The sequence below is a fragment of the Massilia sp. NBRC 108631 genome (genome assembly GCF_059704565.1).
The window spans coordinates 1-18,546 of record NZ_BAAKJE010000243.1 but is presented as its reverse complement, the minus strand read 5'-3'; the positions used below and the strand labels follow the sequence as shown (position 1 = coordinate 18,546).

Sequence of the window (18,546 nt, the reverse complement as noted above, 5' to 3'; positions counted from 1 at the left end):
CCGTATCAAACCTTCAGAGAAGAATCACCATGACGATTACCAAACGCCTGATGCTGACACTGTCAGTGGCATTGCTGGCGCTGCTATTTGTCGGCGGAAACGGCGTGCTGCAGCTGCAGCGTGCGCAAGCCCGCCTCGACACCGTGCAGACAGAACTGATTCCCAGCATCGCCGGCCTGAACATGGCCAAGAATGCCGTGTCCGACAGCCGCTTGGCCGGTTATCGCCTGTCCGTGTTTTCCGCGCCCGCGCCGGCCGAATGCCCGGACCCATGCAAGATGCCGGACAAAGCCTCGCTGCTCAAAGCCTACAACGACGCGCACGCCAAGTTCGACGAGATCCTGGCCAAGTACGAGAAAGAGAACGTCACCGACGAGACCGACCGCAAGATGGTCGAAGCGGACCGCGAAGCGATGGCCACTTACCGCAAGGCGCTGGTGCCCTTCCTGGAAGCCTCGCACGCGGGCGACATGGACGGTGTGCGCGCCACCCTGGTTGGCGGCTCGCCGCTGGCGATCGGCGCGGCCGGCGTGAAGAAAGCGCTGGACGACCATATCGCCTACAACAATACCCTAATCGACAAGGTGCGGGCCGAATCCATCGCCGCCTACCAGTCCGCCTTTACCTTGCTGGTGGGCGTGATCGTCGCCGCGCTGGTGGTGACCGGCTTCCTGGGCTACCAGCTGTACCGCATCATCAGCGTGAGCTTGAGCAATATCCAGGGCACGCTGGAGGATGTGAGCCAATCGCTGGACCTGACGCACCAGGTGCGCGTCGAGCGCATGGACGAAGTGGGGCACACGGCGGTCGCCTTCAACAAGCTGCTGGCCGATATCGGCGGCGTGATCGGCAAGGTGCGCACCTCGACCGAGACGGTCAGCTCGGCGTCGCAGCAGATCGCGGCCGGGACCGGCGATCTGTCCTCGCGCACCGCCGCGCAGGCGGCGGCGCTGGAGCAGACCGCGTCCAGCATGGAAGAACTGAGCTCCACCGTCGGCCAGAACGCGGACAACGCGCGCCAGGCCAACCAGCTGGCGCTGTCAGCATCGGACGTGGCGGTGAAGGGCGGCAGCGTGGTCGACCAGGTGACCGAGACCATGTCGTCGATCAACGAATCGTCGCGCAAGATCGTGGACATCATCAGCGTCATCGACGGCATCGCCTTCCAGACCAACATTCTGGCGCTGAATGCTGCGGTGGAAGCGGCGCGCGCCGGTGAGCAGGGCCGCGGCTTTGCCGTGGTGGCAACCGAAGTGCGCAACCTGGCGCAGCGCTCGGCGGCGGCGGCCAAGGAAATCAAGGTGCTGATCGAGGACTCGGTGGACAAGGTCGGTTCGGGCACCAAGCTGGTCGAGCAGGCAGGCGCCACCATGAGCCAGGTGGTGACCAGCGTGCGCCAGGTGACGGACATCGTGGCCGCCATCAGCGCCGCGACCGACGAGCAGAACGCGGGTATCGCCCAGGTGCACCAGGCCATCACGCAGATGGACCAGGTGACGCAGGAGAACGCGTCGCTGGTGGAAGAAACGGCCGCCGCCGCGCAGCTGATGCGCGACCAGGCCGAGGAATTGTCGCAGGCGGTGGCCGCCTTCAAGATCAGCGCTGTCGCGGCGCCTCAACCCGCCCGGCAGGCGGCCAACCGTGCCAAGGTCGCCCCTATCGGCACGGCCGTGGCCCGCGCGCCTGCGGCGCCCGCAGCCAAGCGCGCAGCGCCGGCCAAGCTGGCCAACGCCAAGCCTGCCAGCAGCGACTGGGAAGAGTTCTGATATCTGGCAGCTCGCGCCAGTGAGCCGCTGACCAGGCCGCGCCAGAAATGGCGCGGCTTTTTTTTCAGGTCTTGCACGGTACTCCGGAGAACGGAGATCGCCGCCGCAACCTTGCAGCCCTGCGACATCTGTCGGCGCCGCTTCGCAGTGTGGGAGCGGTTGCCATGGCGCCGTCCATTCCCGGGTCGATTGAGAACTACATCAAGCCGCCGCCCGACAACAGCCGGCGGCAAAGAAAGGGAAGGGCGGGCAGCGCGGCTCCGCACGAGGACGCGACGGGCGCAGCTGTTGCCGCTCGACGCGCGGTTCCAGTCCCGATACAATGCTGTGGTATCGCTAACAATCAGGGCGGGAAGCTGAAGGGCCGGGCACTGGCCGCCTTCGCGGGCCGCCGCCACTTCCTCCGCGTATCGATTAAAACTGATGCTTCCACAACTGACACTACTCGCCGCCGCAGCACTGATCGCCTTCCCGCCAGCGGCATCGGCGGCCACCACCGAGACGGCTGCCGCTACCGGTCCCGTGTTCGGCAACCCGCTGGTGCGCCAGCGCGCCGATCCCCATGTGACGCTGCACAGCGACGGCTACTACTATTTCACGGCCACCGTGCCGGAGTACGACCGCATCGAACTGCGCCGCGCGCGCACGCTGGATGAACTGGGCAGCGCAAAGGCGCAAGTGCTCTGGCGCCAGCACGCCAGCGGGCCGATGAGCTACCACATCTGGGCGCCGGAGCTGCACCGCATCGACGGCAAGTGGTATATCTACTTCACTGCCGGCCGCGCCGACGCGCATTGGGAAATCCGCCTGTATGTGCTGGAGAACAGCTCGCCGGACCCGCTGCAGGGCGAGTGGGTGGAACGCGGCCAGCTGAAAACCGGCTGGGAAAGCTTTGCGCTGGACGCCACCACCTTCGCGCTGGGCGGCAAGCGCTACCTGGCATGGACGCAGCGCGGCGCCGAGCCGGCATACCAGGGCACCAATATCTACCTGGCCGAGATGGATACGCCGCTGTCGATCAAGGGCCCGGCCACCATGCTGTCGCATCCCCAGTACGCTTGGGAGAAGGTCAAGCACGACGTCAACGAAGCGCCTTCTGCGCTGGTGCGCAACGGCCGCGTGTTCCTGACCTATTCGGCCAGCGCCACCGACGCCAACTACGCGCTGGGCTTGCTGAGCGCGCCGGTGGACGCCAACCTGCTGGACAGCGCCTCGTGGCGCAAATCGCCGGTGCCGGTGTTCAAGAGCGCCAACGGCCAGTACGGGCCGGGCCACAACTCCTTCACCACCACGCCGGACGGCAAGAACGACCTGCTGGTCTACCACGCGCGCAATTACCGCGACATCAAGGGCGATCCGCTGCGCGACCAGAACCGGCACACCCGCGCGCAAGTGCTGCGCTGGCATCCAGACGGCACGCCCGACTTCGGCGAGCCGGTGGCCGACCAGGCCAGGGTGGCGGCCAAGCCGCTGTTCCGCGATCCGGTGGAGGATGGCGCGGCCGACCCGGTGGTGATCTGGAATGCGGCGCGCGGCAAATGGTGGATGTACTACACCAACCGTCGCGCCAAATCTCCCGGCCTGTCCGGTGTCACCTGGGTGCACGGCACCCGCATCGGCATCGCCGAGTCGGAGGACGCGGGCGCCACCTGGACCTACACGGGCACGGCGGATATTGAGCTGCCGCCTGAATTGGGCGGCAAGGACGCCACGCACTGGGCGCCAGAGATCGTGCAGGGCGATGACGGTGTCTACCACATGTACCTGACCGTGGTGCCGGGCGTGTTCACCGACTGGAAGCACCCGCGCCACATGGTGCACCTGACCAGCACCGACATGCGCAACTGGCGCAGGCCGGAGCTGATCAAGCTGGCGTCCGACCGCATAATCGACGCGTGCGTGTCGCGCATGCCAGGCGGCGGATGGCGCATGTGGTACAACAATGAAACCGACAAGAAGGCCATCTACTACGCGGACAGCAAGGATCTGGCGACTTGGACCGACCGTGGCCGCGCCGTCGGCGACCAGGGCGGCGAGGGGCCCAAGGTATTCCAGTGGCGCGGCTCTTGGTGGATGATCACCGACGTGTGGCAAGGCCTGGGCGTGTACCGCTCGGACGATGCCGTGAACTGGAAGCGCCAGCCGGACAATTTGCTGCAAGTTGCCGGGCAGGGCGCCGACGACCAGGTGATGGGCGGCCACGCGGACGTGGTGGTCACCGAGGAACGGGCCTACCTGTTCTACTTTACCCATCCAGGCCGGCGCGGCGCGGACGCCAGGCTCGACGGCCCCGAACAGCGCCGCAGCGCGATCCAGGTAGTTGAGCTGGCCGAATCCAACGGCGTGCTGCGCGCCGAACGCGACAAGCCGACGCATATCCTGCTGAAAGCGCCGGCGCCTTAGCGCCGGGGGTACGAGCTCCCGCCCCCCGCACGTTCAATGCGGGGCGTTCTCCGCGATGCTGGCCAACGCCATGTCGCGGCTTTTTTTGCTATGCTGGCAAGGCTGATCCGGGTACTTCGACTGACTATTTTCTAAGGAACGACAAATGCCAAAGAACACGATTTGCCTGTGGTACGACCGGGACGCGGAAGACGCCGCGAACTTTTACGCCAGCGTCTTTCCGGACAGCTCGGTTGGCGCCGTGCACCGCGCGCCGGGGGATTTTCCGGGCGGGCAGGCAGGACAGGTGCTGACGGTGGAGTTCAACGTCTGCGGCGTGCCGTGCCTGGGACTCAACGGCGGCAAGGCCTTTACGCAAAGCGAGGCGTTCTCGTTCCAGATCGCCACCGACGACCAGGAAGAGACCGACCGCTATTGGAACGCCATCGTCGGTAACGGCGGGCAGGAGAGCGCCTGCGGCTGGTGCAAGGATAAATGGGGCCTGTCGTGGCAGATCACCCCGCGCGTGCTGACCGACGCCATGGCTCAGGGTGGCGAGGTGGCCAAGCGCGCCTTCGATTCGATGATGACGATGCGGAAGATCGATGTCGCCCGAATCGAGGCAGCCGTTCGCGGATAGATCCCGTGCTTACAGTGCCGCCAGCCAGCGTGCGCGGTACTCTGTCCAACCGTCCAGCGTGAGCGCTTTGGCGGCTGCCGGGGGCGTGCTGCCGGTGCCGATTACGCCGTCGCCGTCCCGGCCGGCGGCGGTCCAATGCGCCAGCATCCATGCGCCGCAGGTCGTGCCGCTGGCGTCGTCGGAACAGCCGACCGCCTGCCCGGGCCGCAGTGCCGCCAGCAGCGGCGCGAAATGCGGGTTGCCGGTATAACTGCCTTCCACCACCACATCGCCTTGCGCCGCGTTCAGCGCTGACAGGCAATAGTCGCTCATCAGTACGCAATACAGCGTGGCCAGCGCATAGCGCTCTTGCGCTGTCTGCGGCGCCGGTCCGGCAATGGCGCCCGCCCGGCCGCCGAACGGGCCGCCTGCAGCGGCGAAGCACGGCAGCGCCATGCTTCCTTGCGATATCAGCCGCTGCAGATCGTCCACCGAGCACGGTTCTGGCGCCGGCCCGGCCAGTTCGGCGAACTCGCGCCCGCCCATGAAGCGCATGCAGGCCACCGGCTCGCCCAGCGCGTTGCTGTTGGCCAGCATGTCGTCGGCCTCCCGCAAGCCGTCCAGGGGCATGCCGATGGCGGCGGCGATCACCCAGGTTCCGGTCGACAGCACGGTGCGCGGACCCGCGCCGTTCAGATGGCGCAGCAGCGAGGCGTTGCTGTCGTGGATGCCGCAGATCACCTGGCAGTCCGCCGGCAGGCCGGTTTGCGCCGCCAGTTCCCGCTTCAGTGCGCCGAGCGGCGCCCAGGCTGGCTGCAGCGCAGGAAACAGGCCGCTCCAGCCCATGCGCTCCACCAGTGCGGAATACTGCTGCCGTGCCGGCTGCCACAAATCGGTGTGGCAGCCGAGCGAGGTCACTTCGCTGGCTGGCACGCCGCTCAGGCGCCACGCCCAGTATTGCGGATACATGAGGATGTGGCGCGCGCGCGCGAATTGCTCGGGATAGGCGTGCGCCTGCCAGGCCAGCTGGCGTCCCAGGTTCAGGCCGGCGGGCAGCAGGGGAGAATAGCTGGACGCATAAGATGGGCGCAGCGCGCGGTAGGCCGCGTCCTGCGACGGCGGCAGCCCGAACTCGTAGTCAAGCACCGGCAGCACCAGGCCGTCGTCGTCCACCAGCGCCGCCGTGGCGCCGTGGGTGACGGGCACGATCGCGGCCACTTGCGCCAACTGCGCAAATGCCCGCATGGCGTCCAGCATCCAGGTCCAGATCCGCTCGGTGTCGTGGTGCGGATAGAGCCCGTCCATGACGATGGCGTTCGGGCTGCGCTGTTCGGCCAGGGTGCGGCCGCCGCCATCGATCAGCGCCAGCTTGACGTTGGTCTTGCCGATGTCGAGGACGATGGTGGCTGGATTGGATTGCGTCATTTGGCCACCTTGCGGCCGCGCAGCAGGCGTGGCAGGGCGATGGTCACCAGCAGCAGGATGCCGACCACGATGGTCATGTAGATGCCGGGAATGTTGGCCAGCGACAGGCCGTACGTCACGGTGCCCAGCGTGAGCACCGCCAGCAGCACGCCGCCGATGGTGCCGGCGCCGCCGGCGATGCTGACGCCACCCAGGATCACCATGGTGATCACTTCCAGTTCCCAGCCCATGGCGATGTTGGGACGCGTGCTGCCGATGCGGCCGGTCAGCAGGTAGGCCGCCAGGCCGGCCATGGCGCCTGCCACCATAAACAGCACCAGGCGGTAGCGTTCCACCGGGATGCCGGAGAAGCGTGCCGCCACCGGGTTGTTGCCGATGGCGTAGATGCGGCGGCCCCAGGTCGTCGCGTGCAGCACGAATGCGAAGAGGGCGGCGAACACCAGCAGCACCACGAACTCGCGCGGGATGAAGTCGAAGAAGTAGCCCTGGCCCCAGTCCATCATGATCTGCGGGTAGCCGGTGTAGGCCTGGTCGCCCAGCACCACGCTGGCCAGGCCGCGGAACAGCGAGACGGTGCCGATGGTGACGACGATGGAAGGCAGCGCCCAGCGCGTCACCAGCCATCCGTTTAGCCAGCCGCACGCGGTGCCAGTGGCCAGCGCCACGAACAGCAGGCTTTCGGGAGGCAGGCCGATGGACTTGGCGTAGCCCATGGCCACCGACGACAGCGCCAGCGTACCGGCCACGGAAATGTCGATCTCGCGGCAGATGATCAGCAGCGCCATCGGCAGGGCGATCAGGGCCTTCTCGCTGAAGTTGAAGGTGCCGTCGGCCAGGTTGTAAGGGTCCAGGAAGTTCGGCAGCACGATGCCGCAGACCACGAAGGACGCCAGCAGCAGCAAGGCCAGCAGGCTCTCCCAGCGGCCCAGCGCCGCACTTAGGCGGAAGCCGGGACGGTCCTGGATGACGTAGCGCGAGGTGGACGCGGACGTGGATGTAGAAGAAACAGGCGCAGGATTCACGCGGCACTCCCAGTGGCAGGTTGAGCAGGTTTAACGAGATGCAGCGGCAGGATCTGGCGGCCGGCGCTCTTGTTGCCGCGTGCGTTGATCATGACGGCGGTCAGGATGACGATGCCGGTCAGCGCGCTTTGCCAGAACGGCGACACTTTGAGCACCGGCAGCGCGTTTCCGATCACCGCCAGGAACAGCGCGCCGAGCACCGCGCCCGCCACCGTGCCGGTCCCGCCGGCGATGCTGATGCCACCGATAACGCAGGCGGCAATCACCGTGAACTCGAAGCCATAGGCAATTTCCGTATAGGCCACCGCGTAGCGCGCCACCCACAGGTAGCCGCACAACCCGGCCATCAGTCCCGACAGGCCGTAAGTCCACAGCAGGCGGCGCGCGATCGGGATGCCGACGTAGCGCGCCGACGCCGGCTCGTTGCCGACTGCGTACAGGTCGCGGCCGAAGCGGCTGTGGCGGGCAATGAACAGGGCCGCCAGAACAGTGGCCGCTGCGATCCAGACCAGGTGGCTGATGCCGAACAGGCGCGCCAGCGGGAAGGCGATGAAGCCGGGCGGCATCTGGTGCGACGATACCCAGGCGCCGCCGGACAGCACGAACACCATGCCCCGGTAGACGCTCATGGTGCCCAGCGTGACGACGATGGGCGGCAGTTGCAGGTAGCCGATCAGCCAGCCGTTGATCAGTCCCAGCACCAGCCCGATGGCCACGGCGGACAGCACCACCAGCACCAGCGGCAGTTCCGGGTAGCGCGCCGCCAGCAGCGCGGACATCATGCCCGACAAGGCCAGGTTGGACGCCACCGACAGGTCCACCCCGCGCGTGACGATCACCAGCATTTGCGCCAGCGCCAGCATGACCAGCAAGGTGCTGTCGGTGAGCAGGCCGGCCAGGCTGGCGCCGCTCAGGAACACCGGCGCGCGCAGGCCGACCAGCAGGATCAGGCCGACTATCATCAGCGCCAGCAGCGCCTCCCTTTGTTTCAGTACGCTTTTCAGTGCGTTCATGCGCATTCCTCTACCGGCAGCGCGCAGCCCGAAGCCGCCGCCACCACTTTCTCTGGCGTGGCCTCGGCCCGCTCGAATACATTGGTAATGTGCCCCTGGTGCATGACCACTACGCGGTCAGCCAGCCCGAGCACCTCCGGCAGTTCGGACGACACCAGGATCACCGACAGGCCCTTGCCGACCAGTTCGCTGACGAACTTGTGTACGGCGGCCTTGGAGCCGATGTCGATGCCCTTGGTCGGCTCGTCCAGGATGATCACGCGTGGATTGGTGGCCAGCCATTTGCCCAGCACCACTTTCTGCTGGTTGCCGCCGGACAGTTCCGACACCAGCTGCGTCAGGTGGCTGGCCTTCAGTTCCAGCTGTTCGCTGAAGTGGCGCGCGATGGTGTTTTCCTTGGCGCGGCGGCCGCGCAGCAGGAAGCCCACCTTGTCGAGGATGGGCAGGGTGATGTTATGCAGGATGGGCAGCGACAGGTGCGCGCCCTGGTGCTGGCGGTCTTCCGGCACGTAGGCGATGCCATTGGCGATGGCGTCGGCTGGGCAGGTGATGCGCACTTGCCGCCCGCCCAGCTTGACCGCGCCGCGCACGCCCGTGCTCAGGCCGAACAGCGCCTGCATCACTTCGGAGCGGCCGGCGCCGACCAGGCCGTAGAAGCCCAGGATCTCGCCCTGGCGCAGCGTGAAGCTGACGTTCTCGAACTCGGTGGGGTGGCAGAACGAGTCCACCTCCAGCAGCACCGGGCCGGGGGCCACGTCGGCCTTGGGATAGGCCTGGTGCACCGCGCGGCCTACCATCAGCGCCACCAGTTTCGGTTCGGTGATGTCGCACAGTGCGCCTTCGGCGATGAACTGGCCGTCGCGCAGCACGGTGTAGCGGTCCGCCACGGCGAAAATCTCGTCGAACTTGTGCGAAATGAAGATGACGGCGGTGCCCGCCGCGCGCAGCTGGGCGATGATGCGGTACAGCTCCTGGATCTCGCGCTGCGACAGCGAAGCGGTCGGCTCGTCCATGATGACCACGCGCGCATCCTGCGACAGGGCGCGCGCGATCTCCACGAAGTGGCGCTGCGCCACGCTCAGGTCTTTCACCTTGGCGCGCACCGGCAGGGAGACCTCCAGGCGCTCGAACAGTTTCTCGGCTTCAGCCTCGATCAGGCGCCAGTCGACCCGGCCCAGCGCACCCTTGCACGGCTGGCGGCCGACGTAGATGTTCTCGGCCACGGTCAGTTCGTCGAACATCACCGTTTCCTGGTGCACCGCGGTGATCCCGGCGCGCATGGCCTCCTGCGCGCTGGCGAAGGTCACCGGCTTGCCGCACAGTTCCATCGTGCCTTCGTCCGGCCGGTAAATGCCGGTCAGGGTCTTGACCAGGGTTGATTTGCCGGCGCCGTTCTCGCCGATCAGCGCCATCACTTCCCCTGGGCGCACGGATAGCGCTACCTTGTTCAGGGCGACAATGCCGGCGAAGCGTTTGCTGATGCCGGTCAACGCCAGCACCGGCGCGGACAGGGCGGCGGTATTGGAGGGCGCGCCAGCCGCCGCGCCGGCTCCCGGCACCGTGACCGCCGCGCCGCCCGCCTGCAACGGCAGGCCGCCATCTACTAACAAATTGAGTTGCATGCTACGTCCGCGTCAGAAGATTTTGGAGAACTTGTCGACGTTCTCTTTGTTATAGGTGAACGGGGCGCCCATAGCCGCCTCGCCGTTCGCGTCGATCGCGATGGTGCCCATGCGGCCGGCCGAGACGGAACCGCCTGCCTTCGCGTTCGGCGCAGCCTTGACGAAGTCATACGCCGCGTAGGTGGCCGCGTAACCCAGGTCGATCGGATTCCAGATGGCGAACTCGCGCACCGCCCCGGTCTTGACATGGCCGGCCATTTCGGAAGGCAGTCCCAGGCCGGTCACGAACACCTTGCCCACCAGGTGCTCGTCCACCACGGCCTTGCTGGCCGCGTTGATGCCCACGGTGGTCGGCGCGATGATGGCTTTCAGGTTCGGATTGCTGCGCAGCAGGCCGATGGCTTCGCGGTAGCTCTTGTCCGACTGGTCGTCGCCGTACACGGTGGCCACCAGTTTGAGCTTGGAGAACTCCGGCTTGGCCAGTTCGCTCTTCATCACGTTGATCCAGATATTCTGGTTGGTGGCCTGCGCCGACGCCGACAGGATGGCGATCTCGCCCGCGCCGCCGATGGCGTCCGAGGCCATCTGGATCTGCTTCTGCCCGATCAGGTTGGCGTTCGAGGGATTGAGCTGCATCAGGCGGCCTTCCTGCGCCAGGCCGCTGTCGAAGGAAATCACCTTGATGCCGCGCGCCATGGCCTTCTTCGCGATCGGCACCAGCGCATCCGGATCGTTGGCCGAGATCACGATGGCGCTGACCTTCTGGCTGATCAGCGAGTTGATGATCTCGATCTGGCCCTCAGCGCTCGGCGTGGTGGGGCCGGTGTAGATGATTTCCACATCCTTCAGCTGTGCGGCCGCTTCATTGGCGCCGCTGTGGGCCGCGTCGAAGAAGCCGTTGCCCAGGCTCTTCACCACCATGGCGATGCGCACCTTCTCGGGCTTTTTTTCACAGCCTGCGACGGCAACGAGCATGCTGGCGGCCAGCGCCGCGATTGCGAGTTTCTTGAGCTTCAATGCGAGATCTCCGATTGGTACATGGACGCGGTCTGATAGTCGAACGCCGGGTTGTAGTTGGGGGTATTGATTTGCGGCGGCATCGCTTCCGGCTCCACGGTCACTACGCGGATGCCCGACTGCTCCATCAACTGCACTGCCGAATCGGAGGCGTGGGTGTCGGTGATGACGGTGGCCACACGGTTCAAGCCGCACAGGATCAGGCCGGCCTTCTTCTGGAACTTGGAGCTGTCGGCCAGAACGATCAATTCTTCGGCCTGGCTGATCAGGCGCTTCTCGGCCTGGATCAGCAGCGGGTCCGCCTCCATCAGTCCCAGCAGCGACAAGCCGTACACGCTCATGAACATCTTGGCCGCGTAGTGGTGCTGGGTGATGTCGTTGTCGAACGGGCTCAGGATCACGTTCTGCTCGCGGTATACCTTGCCGCCGGGGAGGATGATCTCGTTCTCGCTCGATACCAGCAGGCGCTCGGCCATGAGGAAGGAGTTGGTGAGGATCTTCAGGTGCTGGTCCACCAGGAACTCGGCCATCATGAAGGTGGTGGTGCCACCGTTGATGATGATGGTTTCGCCCTCGGTGCACATGCCGGCCGCGTAGCGGGCGATGGCGCGTTTGCGCTCGGCGTAGCACTGGATGTTGTTCTGGAAGGTTTCGCTGGTGAGCGGGAAACCGCGCTTTTTCTGTTGCAGATTGGTTGCGCCACCCCGTGTGCGGGTGAGCAGATTGCGGCCGGCCAGCCAGCTGATGTCCCTGCGGACGGTAGCAGGCGAGGCATTGAGCCACTCGACCAGTTGAGGCACGCTAGCCGTATTATGTTCGGCGAGCAGCTTCAACAAACGTTTACGGCGCTTGTGATTTACCATTTCTGTCTCCTCTTATTTTGTGTCTACTCAAGTTCGCCCGCCGGTTTTATCCGCCGGCGGTGCCAGGTGATCACTTTATTAACGTAGAGACTAATCATTTTGGCCTGACCAGTCAATCAGGCTTCGCTCAACTACTTGATTATTTCCGCCGCATTGCAGCATAGCGAGCACGTTTCAATCAACGATATGATTATTTCGTTCTTAGTCATCATGTTGATTGCTTCCGCATTGACACCCCATACCCCGCTGATTTCTACTGATTGCAGTTGCCCTGACGGCAAAAAGTCACACATACCCCACAACGGAGATCAGCAAATGAAAGACCCGAAGCAGAAAGAACCGATCGCTTCCCTATGGAATGACAGCGCCGCCGCCGCCATGAGCGAGCCGGAACTGCTGCTGTACCGTTCCAACCTGTTGGGTTCGGACCTGCGCATTACCAATTTCGGCGGCGGCAATACCTCCGCCAAGGTCATGATGGCCGACCCGCTCAGCGGCGAACAGGTGGAAGTGCTGTGGGTGAAAGGTTCCGGCGGCGATCTGGGCAGCATCAAGCTGGACGGCTTCTCCACGCTGTACATGGACAAGCTGCAGGCGCTCAAGCAGCGCTACCGCGGCCTGGCGCTCGAAGACGAGATGGTGGCTTACCTGCCGCACTGCACCTTCAACCTGAATCCGCGCGCCGCCAGTATCGACACCCCGCTGCACGCCTACATCGACCGCAAGCATGTCGACCATATGCATCCGGACTCCTGCATCGCCATCGCGGCGTGCAAGAACAGCGAAGCGCTGACCGCCAAGATCTTCGAAGGCGAACTGGGCTGGCTGCCTTGGCAGCGTCCAGGCTACGATCTCGGCCTGAAGCTGGAAGCGCTGTCGAAATCGCAGCCGCAGCTGAAGGGCATCATCCTGGAGGGCCACGGCCTGTTCACCTGGGGCGATACCGCCAAGAGCTGCTACGAAACCACGCTCAACATCATCAAACGCGCCGAGGAATGGCTGGCAGCGAACGTCAAGCAACCCGTGTTCGGCGGCGCCGGCACCACGCCGCTGGCGGCCGAAGCACGCTCCGCGCTGGCGGCCAAACTGATGCCTGTCCTGCGCGGCAAGATCAGCCAGGACGAATACAAGCTGGGCCACTTCGACGACAGCGACGCGGTACTGGAATTCGTGTGCAGCAAAGACCTGGCGCCGCTGGCAGCGCTGGGTACTTCCTGCCCGGACCACTTCCTGCGCACCAAGATCCGTCCCTTCGTGATCGATTTCGATCCGGCCAAGCCGGACTTCGACGGCCTGGTGGCCGGCCTGGACGCGCAGCTGGAAGCCTACCGCGCCGACTATCGTGCCTACCACGAGCGCTGCAAGCATGACAACAGCCCAGCCGTGCGTGACGCCAATCCGATCATCTACCTGATTCCTGGCGTGGGCATGCTGTCGTTCGCCAAGGACAAGGCCACCGCGCGCATCGCCGGCGAATTCTACGTCAACGCCATCAACGTGATGCGCGGCGCGAACGGCGTGGACACCTACGTCGGCCTGCCGGAGCAGGAAGCGTTCGACATCGAATACTGGCTGCTGGAAGAAGCGAAACTGCAGCGCATGCCCAAGCCGAAAAGCCTGGCCGGCCGCATCGCGCTGGTAACCGGCGGCGCCGGCGGCATCGGCCAGGCGGTTGCCCGCCAGCTGCTGCAAGAGGGCGCATGCGTGATGCTGACCGATATCGATGCCGAGGCACTGGAACAGGCCCACAAAGACCTGGCCAAGGCCGCAGGCAAGGACAGCGTGGGCAGCATCGTCGCCAACATCACCAGCGAACAGGCGGTGGAGGACGTGATCAACGCTTCGGCGCTGCGTTTCGGCGGCATCGACCTGCTGGTCTCCAACGCCGGCATCGCCTCGTCGGCGCCGCTGGACGAGACCACGCTGGAAATCTGGAACCGCAACCAGGACATCCTGGTGACCGGCTACTTCCTGGCCAGCCGCGCCGCGTTCCGCATCATGAAGCAGCAGAAGCTGGGTGGCAGCATGGTGTTCGTGGCGTCCAAGAACGGCCTGGTGGCCTCGGCCGGCGCATCGGCATACTGCACCGCCAAGGCTGCCGAAATCCACCTGGCCCGCTGCATCGCGCTGGAAGGCGCGCCGCACGGCATCCGCGTCAACGTGGTCAACCCGGACGCCGTGATCCGCGGCTCCCGCATCTGGGACGGGAAATGGAAGCAGGAACGCGCTCAGTCGAATAAAATCGGCGCGGACGACGTGGAAGATTTCTACCGCCAGCGCAGCATGCTGAAACTGAGCGTGCTGCCTGAAGATATCGCCGAAGCGGTGTACTTCCTGGCCAGCGACAAGGCAGGCAAGAGCACCGGCAACATCCTGAATGTGGACGCCGGCAACGCGGCCGCCTTCACGCGTTAATATGCAGGGGGCGGGCCGCGGCCCGCTTCGTAAAAAGAATAGAGATGGAGACTGGAATGAGCACTTTGATCGACGCTGGCCGCGTGGCCGAACACAACGCAAAACTGGAAGCTAACCTGCAGGCCGACTACGACGCGCTGGCCGGCGTGCTGGCCCGCCGTGGCCAGGACATCGAGAAGCTGACCGCCGTCGCGCAACGCTTCGCGGTAGCGCTCCCGAGCTGGGGCGTGGGCACCGGCGGCACCCGCTTCGCGCGTTTCCCGGGCAAAGGCGAGCCGCGCAACGTGTTCGAAAAAATGGAAGACTGCGGCGTGATCCACCAGCTCACGCGCGCCACCCCGAGCGTGTCGCTGCACTTCCCATGGGATAAGACCACCGACCCGAGCGCGCTGCGCCAGCAGGCCGAAGGCTATGGCCTGGGCTTCGACGCGGTCAACTCGAACACCTTCCAGGACCAGCAGGGCCAGGAACATAGCTACAAGTACGGCAGCCTGACCTCGCAGGACGCGGCCACCCGCGCGCAGGCGGTTGCGCACAATATCGAATGCATCGAACTGGGCAAGGCGCTCGGCTCGAAAGGCCTGACCGTGTGGGTGGGCGACGGCGCCAACTTCCCCGGCCAGCACAACCTGCGCGGCGCGCTGGAACGCTACCTGGACAGCGCGCGCGGCATTTACGCGGCCCTGCCGGACGACTGGCAGATGTACATCGAGCACAAGCTGTTCGAGCCTGCGTTCTACGCCACCACCATCGCCGACTGGGGCACCAGCTTCGCCTGCGCGCAGCAACTGGGCCCGAAGGCGAAATGCCTGGTCGACCTGGGCCACCACGCGCCCAACACCAATATCGAGATGATCGTGGCGCGCCTGGCGCAGTTCGGCAAGCTGGGCGGCTTCCATTTCAACGACAGCAAGTACGGCGACGACGACCTGGACTCGGGCAGCATCAACCCCTTCCAGCTGTTCCTGGTCTTCAACGAGCTGGCCGACGCGGAGCAGCGCGACGGCGCCAACTTCAATCCGGCCTACATGCTGGACCAGTCGCACAACGTGACCGATCCAATCGAAAGCCTGATGAACAGCGCCGCTGAAGTGCAGCGCGCAGCGGTCCAGGCTGCGCTGGTGGATCGCTCGGCGCTCAAGCAGTACCAGGAAGCCAACGACGCGCTGCAATCGGCGCAGGCGCTGAAACAGGCCTACCGCACCGACGTCAGTGCCATCCTGGCCATGGCCCGCGTGCGTTCCGGCGGCGCCATCGATCCGGTGGCATGCTACCGCGCTTCGGGCTACCGCGAAAAGGCAGCCGAAGCACGTCCAGCAAAGGCAGGCGCCAGCAGCAGCGGCATCGTCTAAGCCTTCGCCCGGAGTCTATCGATGAGCAAGCGCACCATGCGCAGGACGGCGGCTACGCGTAACATTTCCTCAACATGGCTCGCTGCGGCGGCGGCTGCCGCAGTGGCCGCCATGGCTGCCGGCGGCGCGCTTGCCTCGGCCGGCGCCGGTGCCGCAGCGGCTGGCGCGAGTGCGGCGGCTGCCCCCGGTGCCGCTGGCGGCGCCAAGCCGTACGTGCCGCCGGCGGCGGTGCGGTTCAACCGCGTGGCAGACGTTGCCGAACGGCTGGCGGCCCCGCCGGACGACGCCAAAGCCTTGGTGCGCTGGTGGTGGTTCGGCCCCAACGTAGTCAAATCGCAGCTCGAGCGCGAAATGCAGGCCATGAAGGCGGGCGGCTTCGGCGGTTTCGAGATCCAGCCGGTATACCCGATGGAGCTGGACGACCCGGCGCGCGGCATCCGCAACGTTCCCTATCTTTCCCCCGAATTCCTCGACGCGCTCGGCTTCGTCAACATGAAAGCGCACGAGCAGAAGCTGCGCGTGGACATGACGCTGGCCAGCGGCTGGCCATACGGCGGTCCCAACGTGCCGGTCACCGAAGCGGCAAGCCGCATGCGGGTCGCTGCCGTCGCCATCCCCGCCAATGCCGAATCATGGCCGCTGCCGTCCGTCATGAGCGGCGAAAAGCTGGTGGCCGCCTTCATCGGCGAGGGTACAGACAAGCAGTACGACGCCACCAAGCTGCGCCTGATCGGGCCTGCGGACGCCCAATCGGCCGGCCCCGGGCGCGCCTCCGCCGCGCCGGCCGCGCAAGACCGCGTGGCCGTGTACTACATCGCCAGCCGCACCGGCCAGCAAGTCAAGCGCGCCGCGCTCGGCGCCGAAGGCTTCGTACTGGACCACCTGAGCCGCACCGCCATCGACCACCACCTGAACGCTGTCGCCGAGCCGCTGCTCAAGGCCTTCGGCGACCGGCCGCCTTACGCCGTGTTTTCGGATAGCCTGGAAGTCTACGGCACCGACTGGACCGACGATTTCCTGTCCGAGTTCCGGCGCCGCCGCGGCTACGACCTGAAGCCGCACCTGCCTGCCGTCTACAGCGGGCAGGGGCCGGACGCAGGCGCGTTGCGCCGCGACTGGGCGCTCACGCAAACGGAACTGGTCAACGAACGCTACCTGACCCCGCTGAACGACTGGGCCACCGCCCACCGCACGCAGTTCCGATCCCAGACTTACGGCGAGCCGGCCGTCTCCATGTCCAGCAACCGCCTGGTGGCGCTGCCGGAAGGCGAGGGACCGCAGTTCCGCAGCTTCTCGTTCACCCGGCTGGCCACGTCGGCCGGCCACCTGTACAACCGTCCGGTGATCTCCGCCGAGACCTGGACCTGGCTCAACTCGCCTGCCTTCAGCGCCACGCCGCTGGACATGAAAGTCGAAGCGGACCGCATGCTGCTGCAGGGCGTCAACCAGTTCGTCGGCCATGGCTGGCCGTATACGCCGCCCGGTGCGCAGGAACCCGGCTATGCCTTTTACGCCGCCGCCGTCTTCAACGACCACCAGCCATGGTGGAGCGTCATGCCGGACGTGAACGCCTATCTGCAGCGCACCAGCTATTTGCTGCGCCAGGGGCATCCGGCGAACCGGGTCGCCGTGCTGCTGCCGAATGACGACGTCTACGCCGCACTCAAGCCGGCCAAGGTGTCGCTGTCGGCCGAAATGCACAAGCACGTGACGCCGCTGCTGACGGAGCAGATTCTCGACAGCGGCCATAATTTCGACTATATCGACGCCGAGTCCATCCTGGCGCAGGACATCAAGCACGACGTGGTCGTCATGCCGCACGTAACCAGGCTGGCGCCGGACGTGCTGGCCAGGCTGCATGCTTACGTGCGGAACGGCGGCAAGATCATCGCGGTCGGCAGCAAGCCGTCCCTGGCGCCCGGCTATGCCGATGCCGCCCGCCTCAGCGCCAAGGTCGCGGCCATATCGGATCTCATGTTCGGTTCCGGTTCGCGGGCGCAGTTGGTGGGCGACGACGGCGCTGTGGGCGCGGCGCTGAAGAAGGCGCTGCCGGGCGATCTGCGCCTGGCAACGGATCAGTCCGACGTCGGCTTCATCCGGCGCAAGCTGGCCGACGGCGATATCTACTTCATCGCCAATACCAGCAACCGGGAAGTCCGCACCACCGCGACGCTAGCTAACACGCGCCGCTCGGCCGCGTGGTGGGATCCGCAGGACGGCAAAGTCACGCCGGCCGACGTGAAGTCCGGCTTCGCGCTGACCCTGGCGCCCTACGAGTCGCGCGTGCTGGTGCTGTCCGACACGGCGCAGGCCACCGTGCCCCGCGCAGCCGGTTCAGCCGGCGCGCCTGGCGTCGCCACGCCGGCGAGCGCGCCGGCGCTCCTGGCGGACCTGAGCCGCGACTGGCGGCTGGCTTTCCCCGGCGCCCAGCCGCAGGCCATGCCAGAGCTGCGTTCCTGGACCGACACCCCCGCGAAACGCTACTACTCCGGCGAAGGCGTCTACACGAAAGACGTGAACCTGCCGGCAGCGCCGCAGGCAGGCTCGCGCGTCACGCTGGACTTTGGCCCCGGCGCACCGCTGGAAAGCACGCCCAAGGTCCCGGCAGGTATGCGCGCTATGCTGGAAAGCCCCGTGCGTGAAGCCGCCGTGGTCTATATCAACGGCCAGCGCGCCGGCTCGGTCTGGAAGCCGCCGTACCAGCTCGATGTCACCCCATGGCTCAAAGCAGGCAGCAATCGCATCGAAGTGCGCGTCGCCAATCTCGCGCTGAACGGCCTCGCCGGCCAGGAACGCCCCGACTACCGTCTGCTGTCCGCCCGCTACGGGCAGCGCTTCGTCCCGCAGGACACCCACCTGATCGAGCCCAGGCCATCCGGCATGCTCGGCCCCGTGCTCCTGCTGTCAGAGCAAATCAAATGAGGAGCATCATGCAGACAAACTGGATACGCGCCGCGCTGGCGGCCGGGTTGGCAGCGGTCATGGCGCTGGCCATGCCGGCCGCCAGCGCCAAGGACTATAGTGTGGACAAATACGGCGCCAAGGGCGAC

12 protein-coding genes are annotated in these 18,546 nt (G+C 65.9%); 6 read left to right on the top strand and 6 right to left on the bottom strand.

Annotated features, from left to right (window positions below; all coding sequences use genetic code 11):
* The first annotated feature begins 29 nt into the window (after positions 1-29).
* The 3 genes from AC6H42_RS25685 to AC6H42_RS25675 all read left to right on the top strand — a co-directional run bounded on the left by AC6H42_RS25685 (position 30) and on the right by AC6H42_RS25675 (position 4,788).
* A complete protein-coding gene (locus AC6H42_RS25685) occupies positions 30-1,766 on the top strand; it encodes a methyl-accepting chemotaxis protein (RefSeq protein WP_497549265.1) in 1,737 nt (578 codons plus the stop codon).
* Between the two features lie 423 nt (positions 1,767-2,189).
* Positions 2,190-4,169: a family 43 glycosylhydrolase gene (locus tag AC6H42_RS25680; protein ID WP_082551939.1), complete on the top strand. Its 1,980-nt coding sequence runs from the start codon at positions 2,190-2,192 to the stop codon at positions 4,167-4,169.
* A 145-nt stretch (positions 4,170-4,314) separates the two neighbouring features.
* Positions 4,315-4,788 carry a VOC family protein gene (locus tag AC6H42_RS25675; RefSeq protein WP_057156546.1) on the top strand — a complete coding sequence of 158 codons (474 nt, stop codon included), beginning with the start codon at positions 4,315-4,317 and terminating at the stop codon, positions 4,786-4,788.
* 9 nt (positions 4,789-4,797) lie between these two features.
* Here the strand turns inward: AC6H42_RS25675 and AC6H42_RS25670 are convergent, their stop codons facing one another.
* From AC6H42_RS25670 to AC6H42_RS25645, 6 genes are read right to left on the bottom strand one after another with little or no spacing between them, the layout of a single operon-like run.
* Positions 4,798-6,192 (bottom strand): FGGY-family carbohydrate kinase, encoded by a 1,395-nt coding sequence (locus AC6H42_RS25670; RefSeq protein WP_057156547.1) that lies wholly within the window; start codon positions 6,190-6,192, stop codon positions 4,798-4,800.
* Entirely contained in the window at positions 6,189-7,214 is a 1,026-nt protein-coding gene (locus tag AC6H42_RS25665) for an ABC transporter permease (protein ID WP_057156548.1), read from the bottom strand. The genes AC6H42_RS25670 and AC6H42_RS25665 overlap by 4 nt, the downstream gene beginning before the upstream one ends.
* Positions 7,211-8,227: an ABC transporter permease gene (locus tag AC6H42_RS25660; protein WP_057156549.1), complete on the bottom strand. Its 1,017-nt coding sequence runs from the start codon at positions 8,225-8,227 to the stop codon at positions 7,211-7,213. The genes AC6H42_RS25665 and AC6H42_RS25660 overlap by 4 nt, the downstream gene beginning before the upstream one ends.
* Complete coding sequence (locus AC6H42_RS25655) at positions 8,224-9,849, bottom strand: sugar ABC transporter ATP-binding protein (protein ID WP_497549264.1); 1,626 nt, start codon at positions 9,847-9,849, stop codon at positions 8,224-8,226. Before AC6H42_RS25655 ends, AC6H42_RS25660 begins: the two co-directional genes overlap by 4 nt.
* 12 nt (positions 9,850-9,861) lie before the next feature.
* On the bottom strand, positions 9,862-10,866 hold the full coding sequence (gene rhaS / locus AC6H42_RS25650; protein ID WP_057156550.1) for a rhamnose ABC transporter substrate-binding protein: 1,005 nt from the start codon (positions 10,864-10,866) through the stop codon (positions 9,862-9,864).
* On the bottom strand, positions 10,863-11,729 hold the full coding sequence (locus AC6H42_RS25645) for a DeoR/GlpR family DNA-binding transcription regulator (protein WP_057156551.1): 867 nt from the start codon (positions 11,727-11,729) through the stop codon (positions 10,863-10,865). Before AC6H42_RS25645 ends, rhaS begins: the two co-directional genes overlap by 4 nt.
* 315 nt (positions 11,730-12,044) lie before the next feature.
* Between AC6H42_RS25645 and AC6H42_RS25640 the strand changes: the two genes are divergently transcribed.
* Genes AC6H42_RS25640 through AC6H42_RS25630 form a run of 3 tightly spaced genes read left to right on the top strand, consistent with a single transcriptional unit; the run spans position 12,045 to position 18,418 of the window.
* Entirely contained in the window at positions 12,045-14,144 is a 2,100-nt protein-coding gene (locus tag AC6H42_RS25640; RefSeq protein WP_497549263.1) for a bifunctional rhamnulose-1-phosphate aldolase/short-chain dehydrogenase, read from the top strand.
* A gap of 56 nt (positions 14,145-14,200) precedes the next feature.
* Positions 14,201-15,496 carry an L-rhamnose catabolism isomerase gene (rhaI, locus tag AC6H42_RS25635; RefSeq protein ID WP_057156553.1) on the top strand — a complete coding sequence of 432 codons (1,296 nt, stop codon included), beginning with the start codon at positions 14,201-14,203 and terminating at the stop codon, positions 15,494-15,496.
* Positions 15,497-15,517: 21 nt separating this feature from the next.
* Entirely contained in the window at positions 15,518-18,418 is a 2,901-nt protein-coding gene (locus tag AC6H42_RS25630; protein ID WP_497549262.1) for a glycosyl hydrolase, read from the top strand.
* Positions 18,419-18,546 lie beyond the last annotated feature (128 nt).

What these genes read in the sequence shown, in the direction of transcription:
- AC6H42_RS25685 (WP_497549265.1), top strand. Translation starts at nt 30, where the DNA reads ATGACGATTACCAAACGCCTGATGCTGACACTGTCAGTGGCATTGCTG.
- AC6H42_RS25680 (WP_082551939.1), top strand. Translation starts at nt 2,190, where the DNA reads ATGCTTCCACAACTGACACTACTCGCCGCCGCAGCACTGATCGCCTTC.
- AC6H42_RS25675 (WP_057156546.1), top strand. Translation starts at nt 4,315, where the DNA reads ATGCCAAAGAACACGATTTGCCTGTGGTACGACCGGGACGCGGAAGAC.
- AC6H42_RS25670 (WP_057156547.1), bottom strand. Translation starts at nt 6,192, where the DNA reads ATGACGCAATCCAATCCAGCCACCATCGTCCTCGACATCGGCAAGACC.
- AC6H42_RS25660 (WP_057156549.1), bottom strand. Translation starts at nt 8,227, where the DNA reads ATGAACGCACTGAAAAGCGTACTGAAACAAAGGGAGGCGCTGCTGGCG.
- AC6H42_RS25655 (WP_497549264.1), bottom strand. Translation starts at nt 9,849, where the DNA reads ATGCAACTCAATTTGTTAGTAGATGGCGGCCTGCCGTTGCAGGCGGGC.
- AC6H42_RS25645 (WP_057156551.1), bottom strand. Translation starts at nt 11,729, where the DNA reads ATGGTAAATCACAAGCGCCGTAAACGTTTGTTGAAGCTGCTCGCCGAA.
- AC6H42_RS25640 (WP_497549263.1), top strand. Translation starts at nt 12,045, where the DNA reads ATGAAAGACCCGAAGCAGAAAGAACCGATCGCTTCCCTATGGAATGAC.
- rhaI (WP_057156553.1), top strand. Translation starts at nt 14,201, where the DNA reads ATGAGCACTTTGATCGACGCTGGCCGCGTGGCCGAACACAACGCAAAA.
- AC6H42_RS25630 (WP_497549262.1), top strand. Translation starts at nt 15,518, where the DNA reads ATGAGCAAGCGCACCATGCGCAGGACGGCGGCTACGCGTAACATTTCC.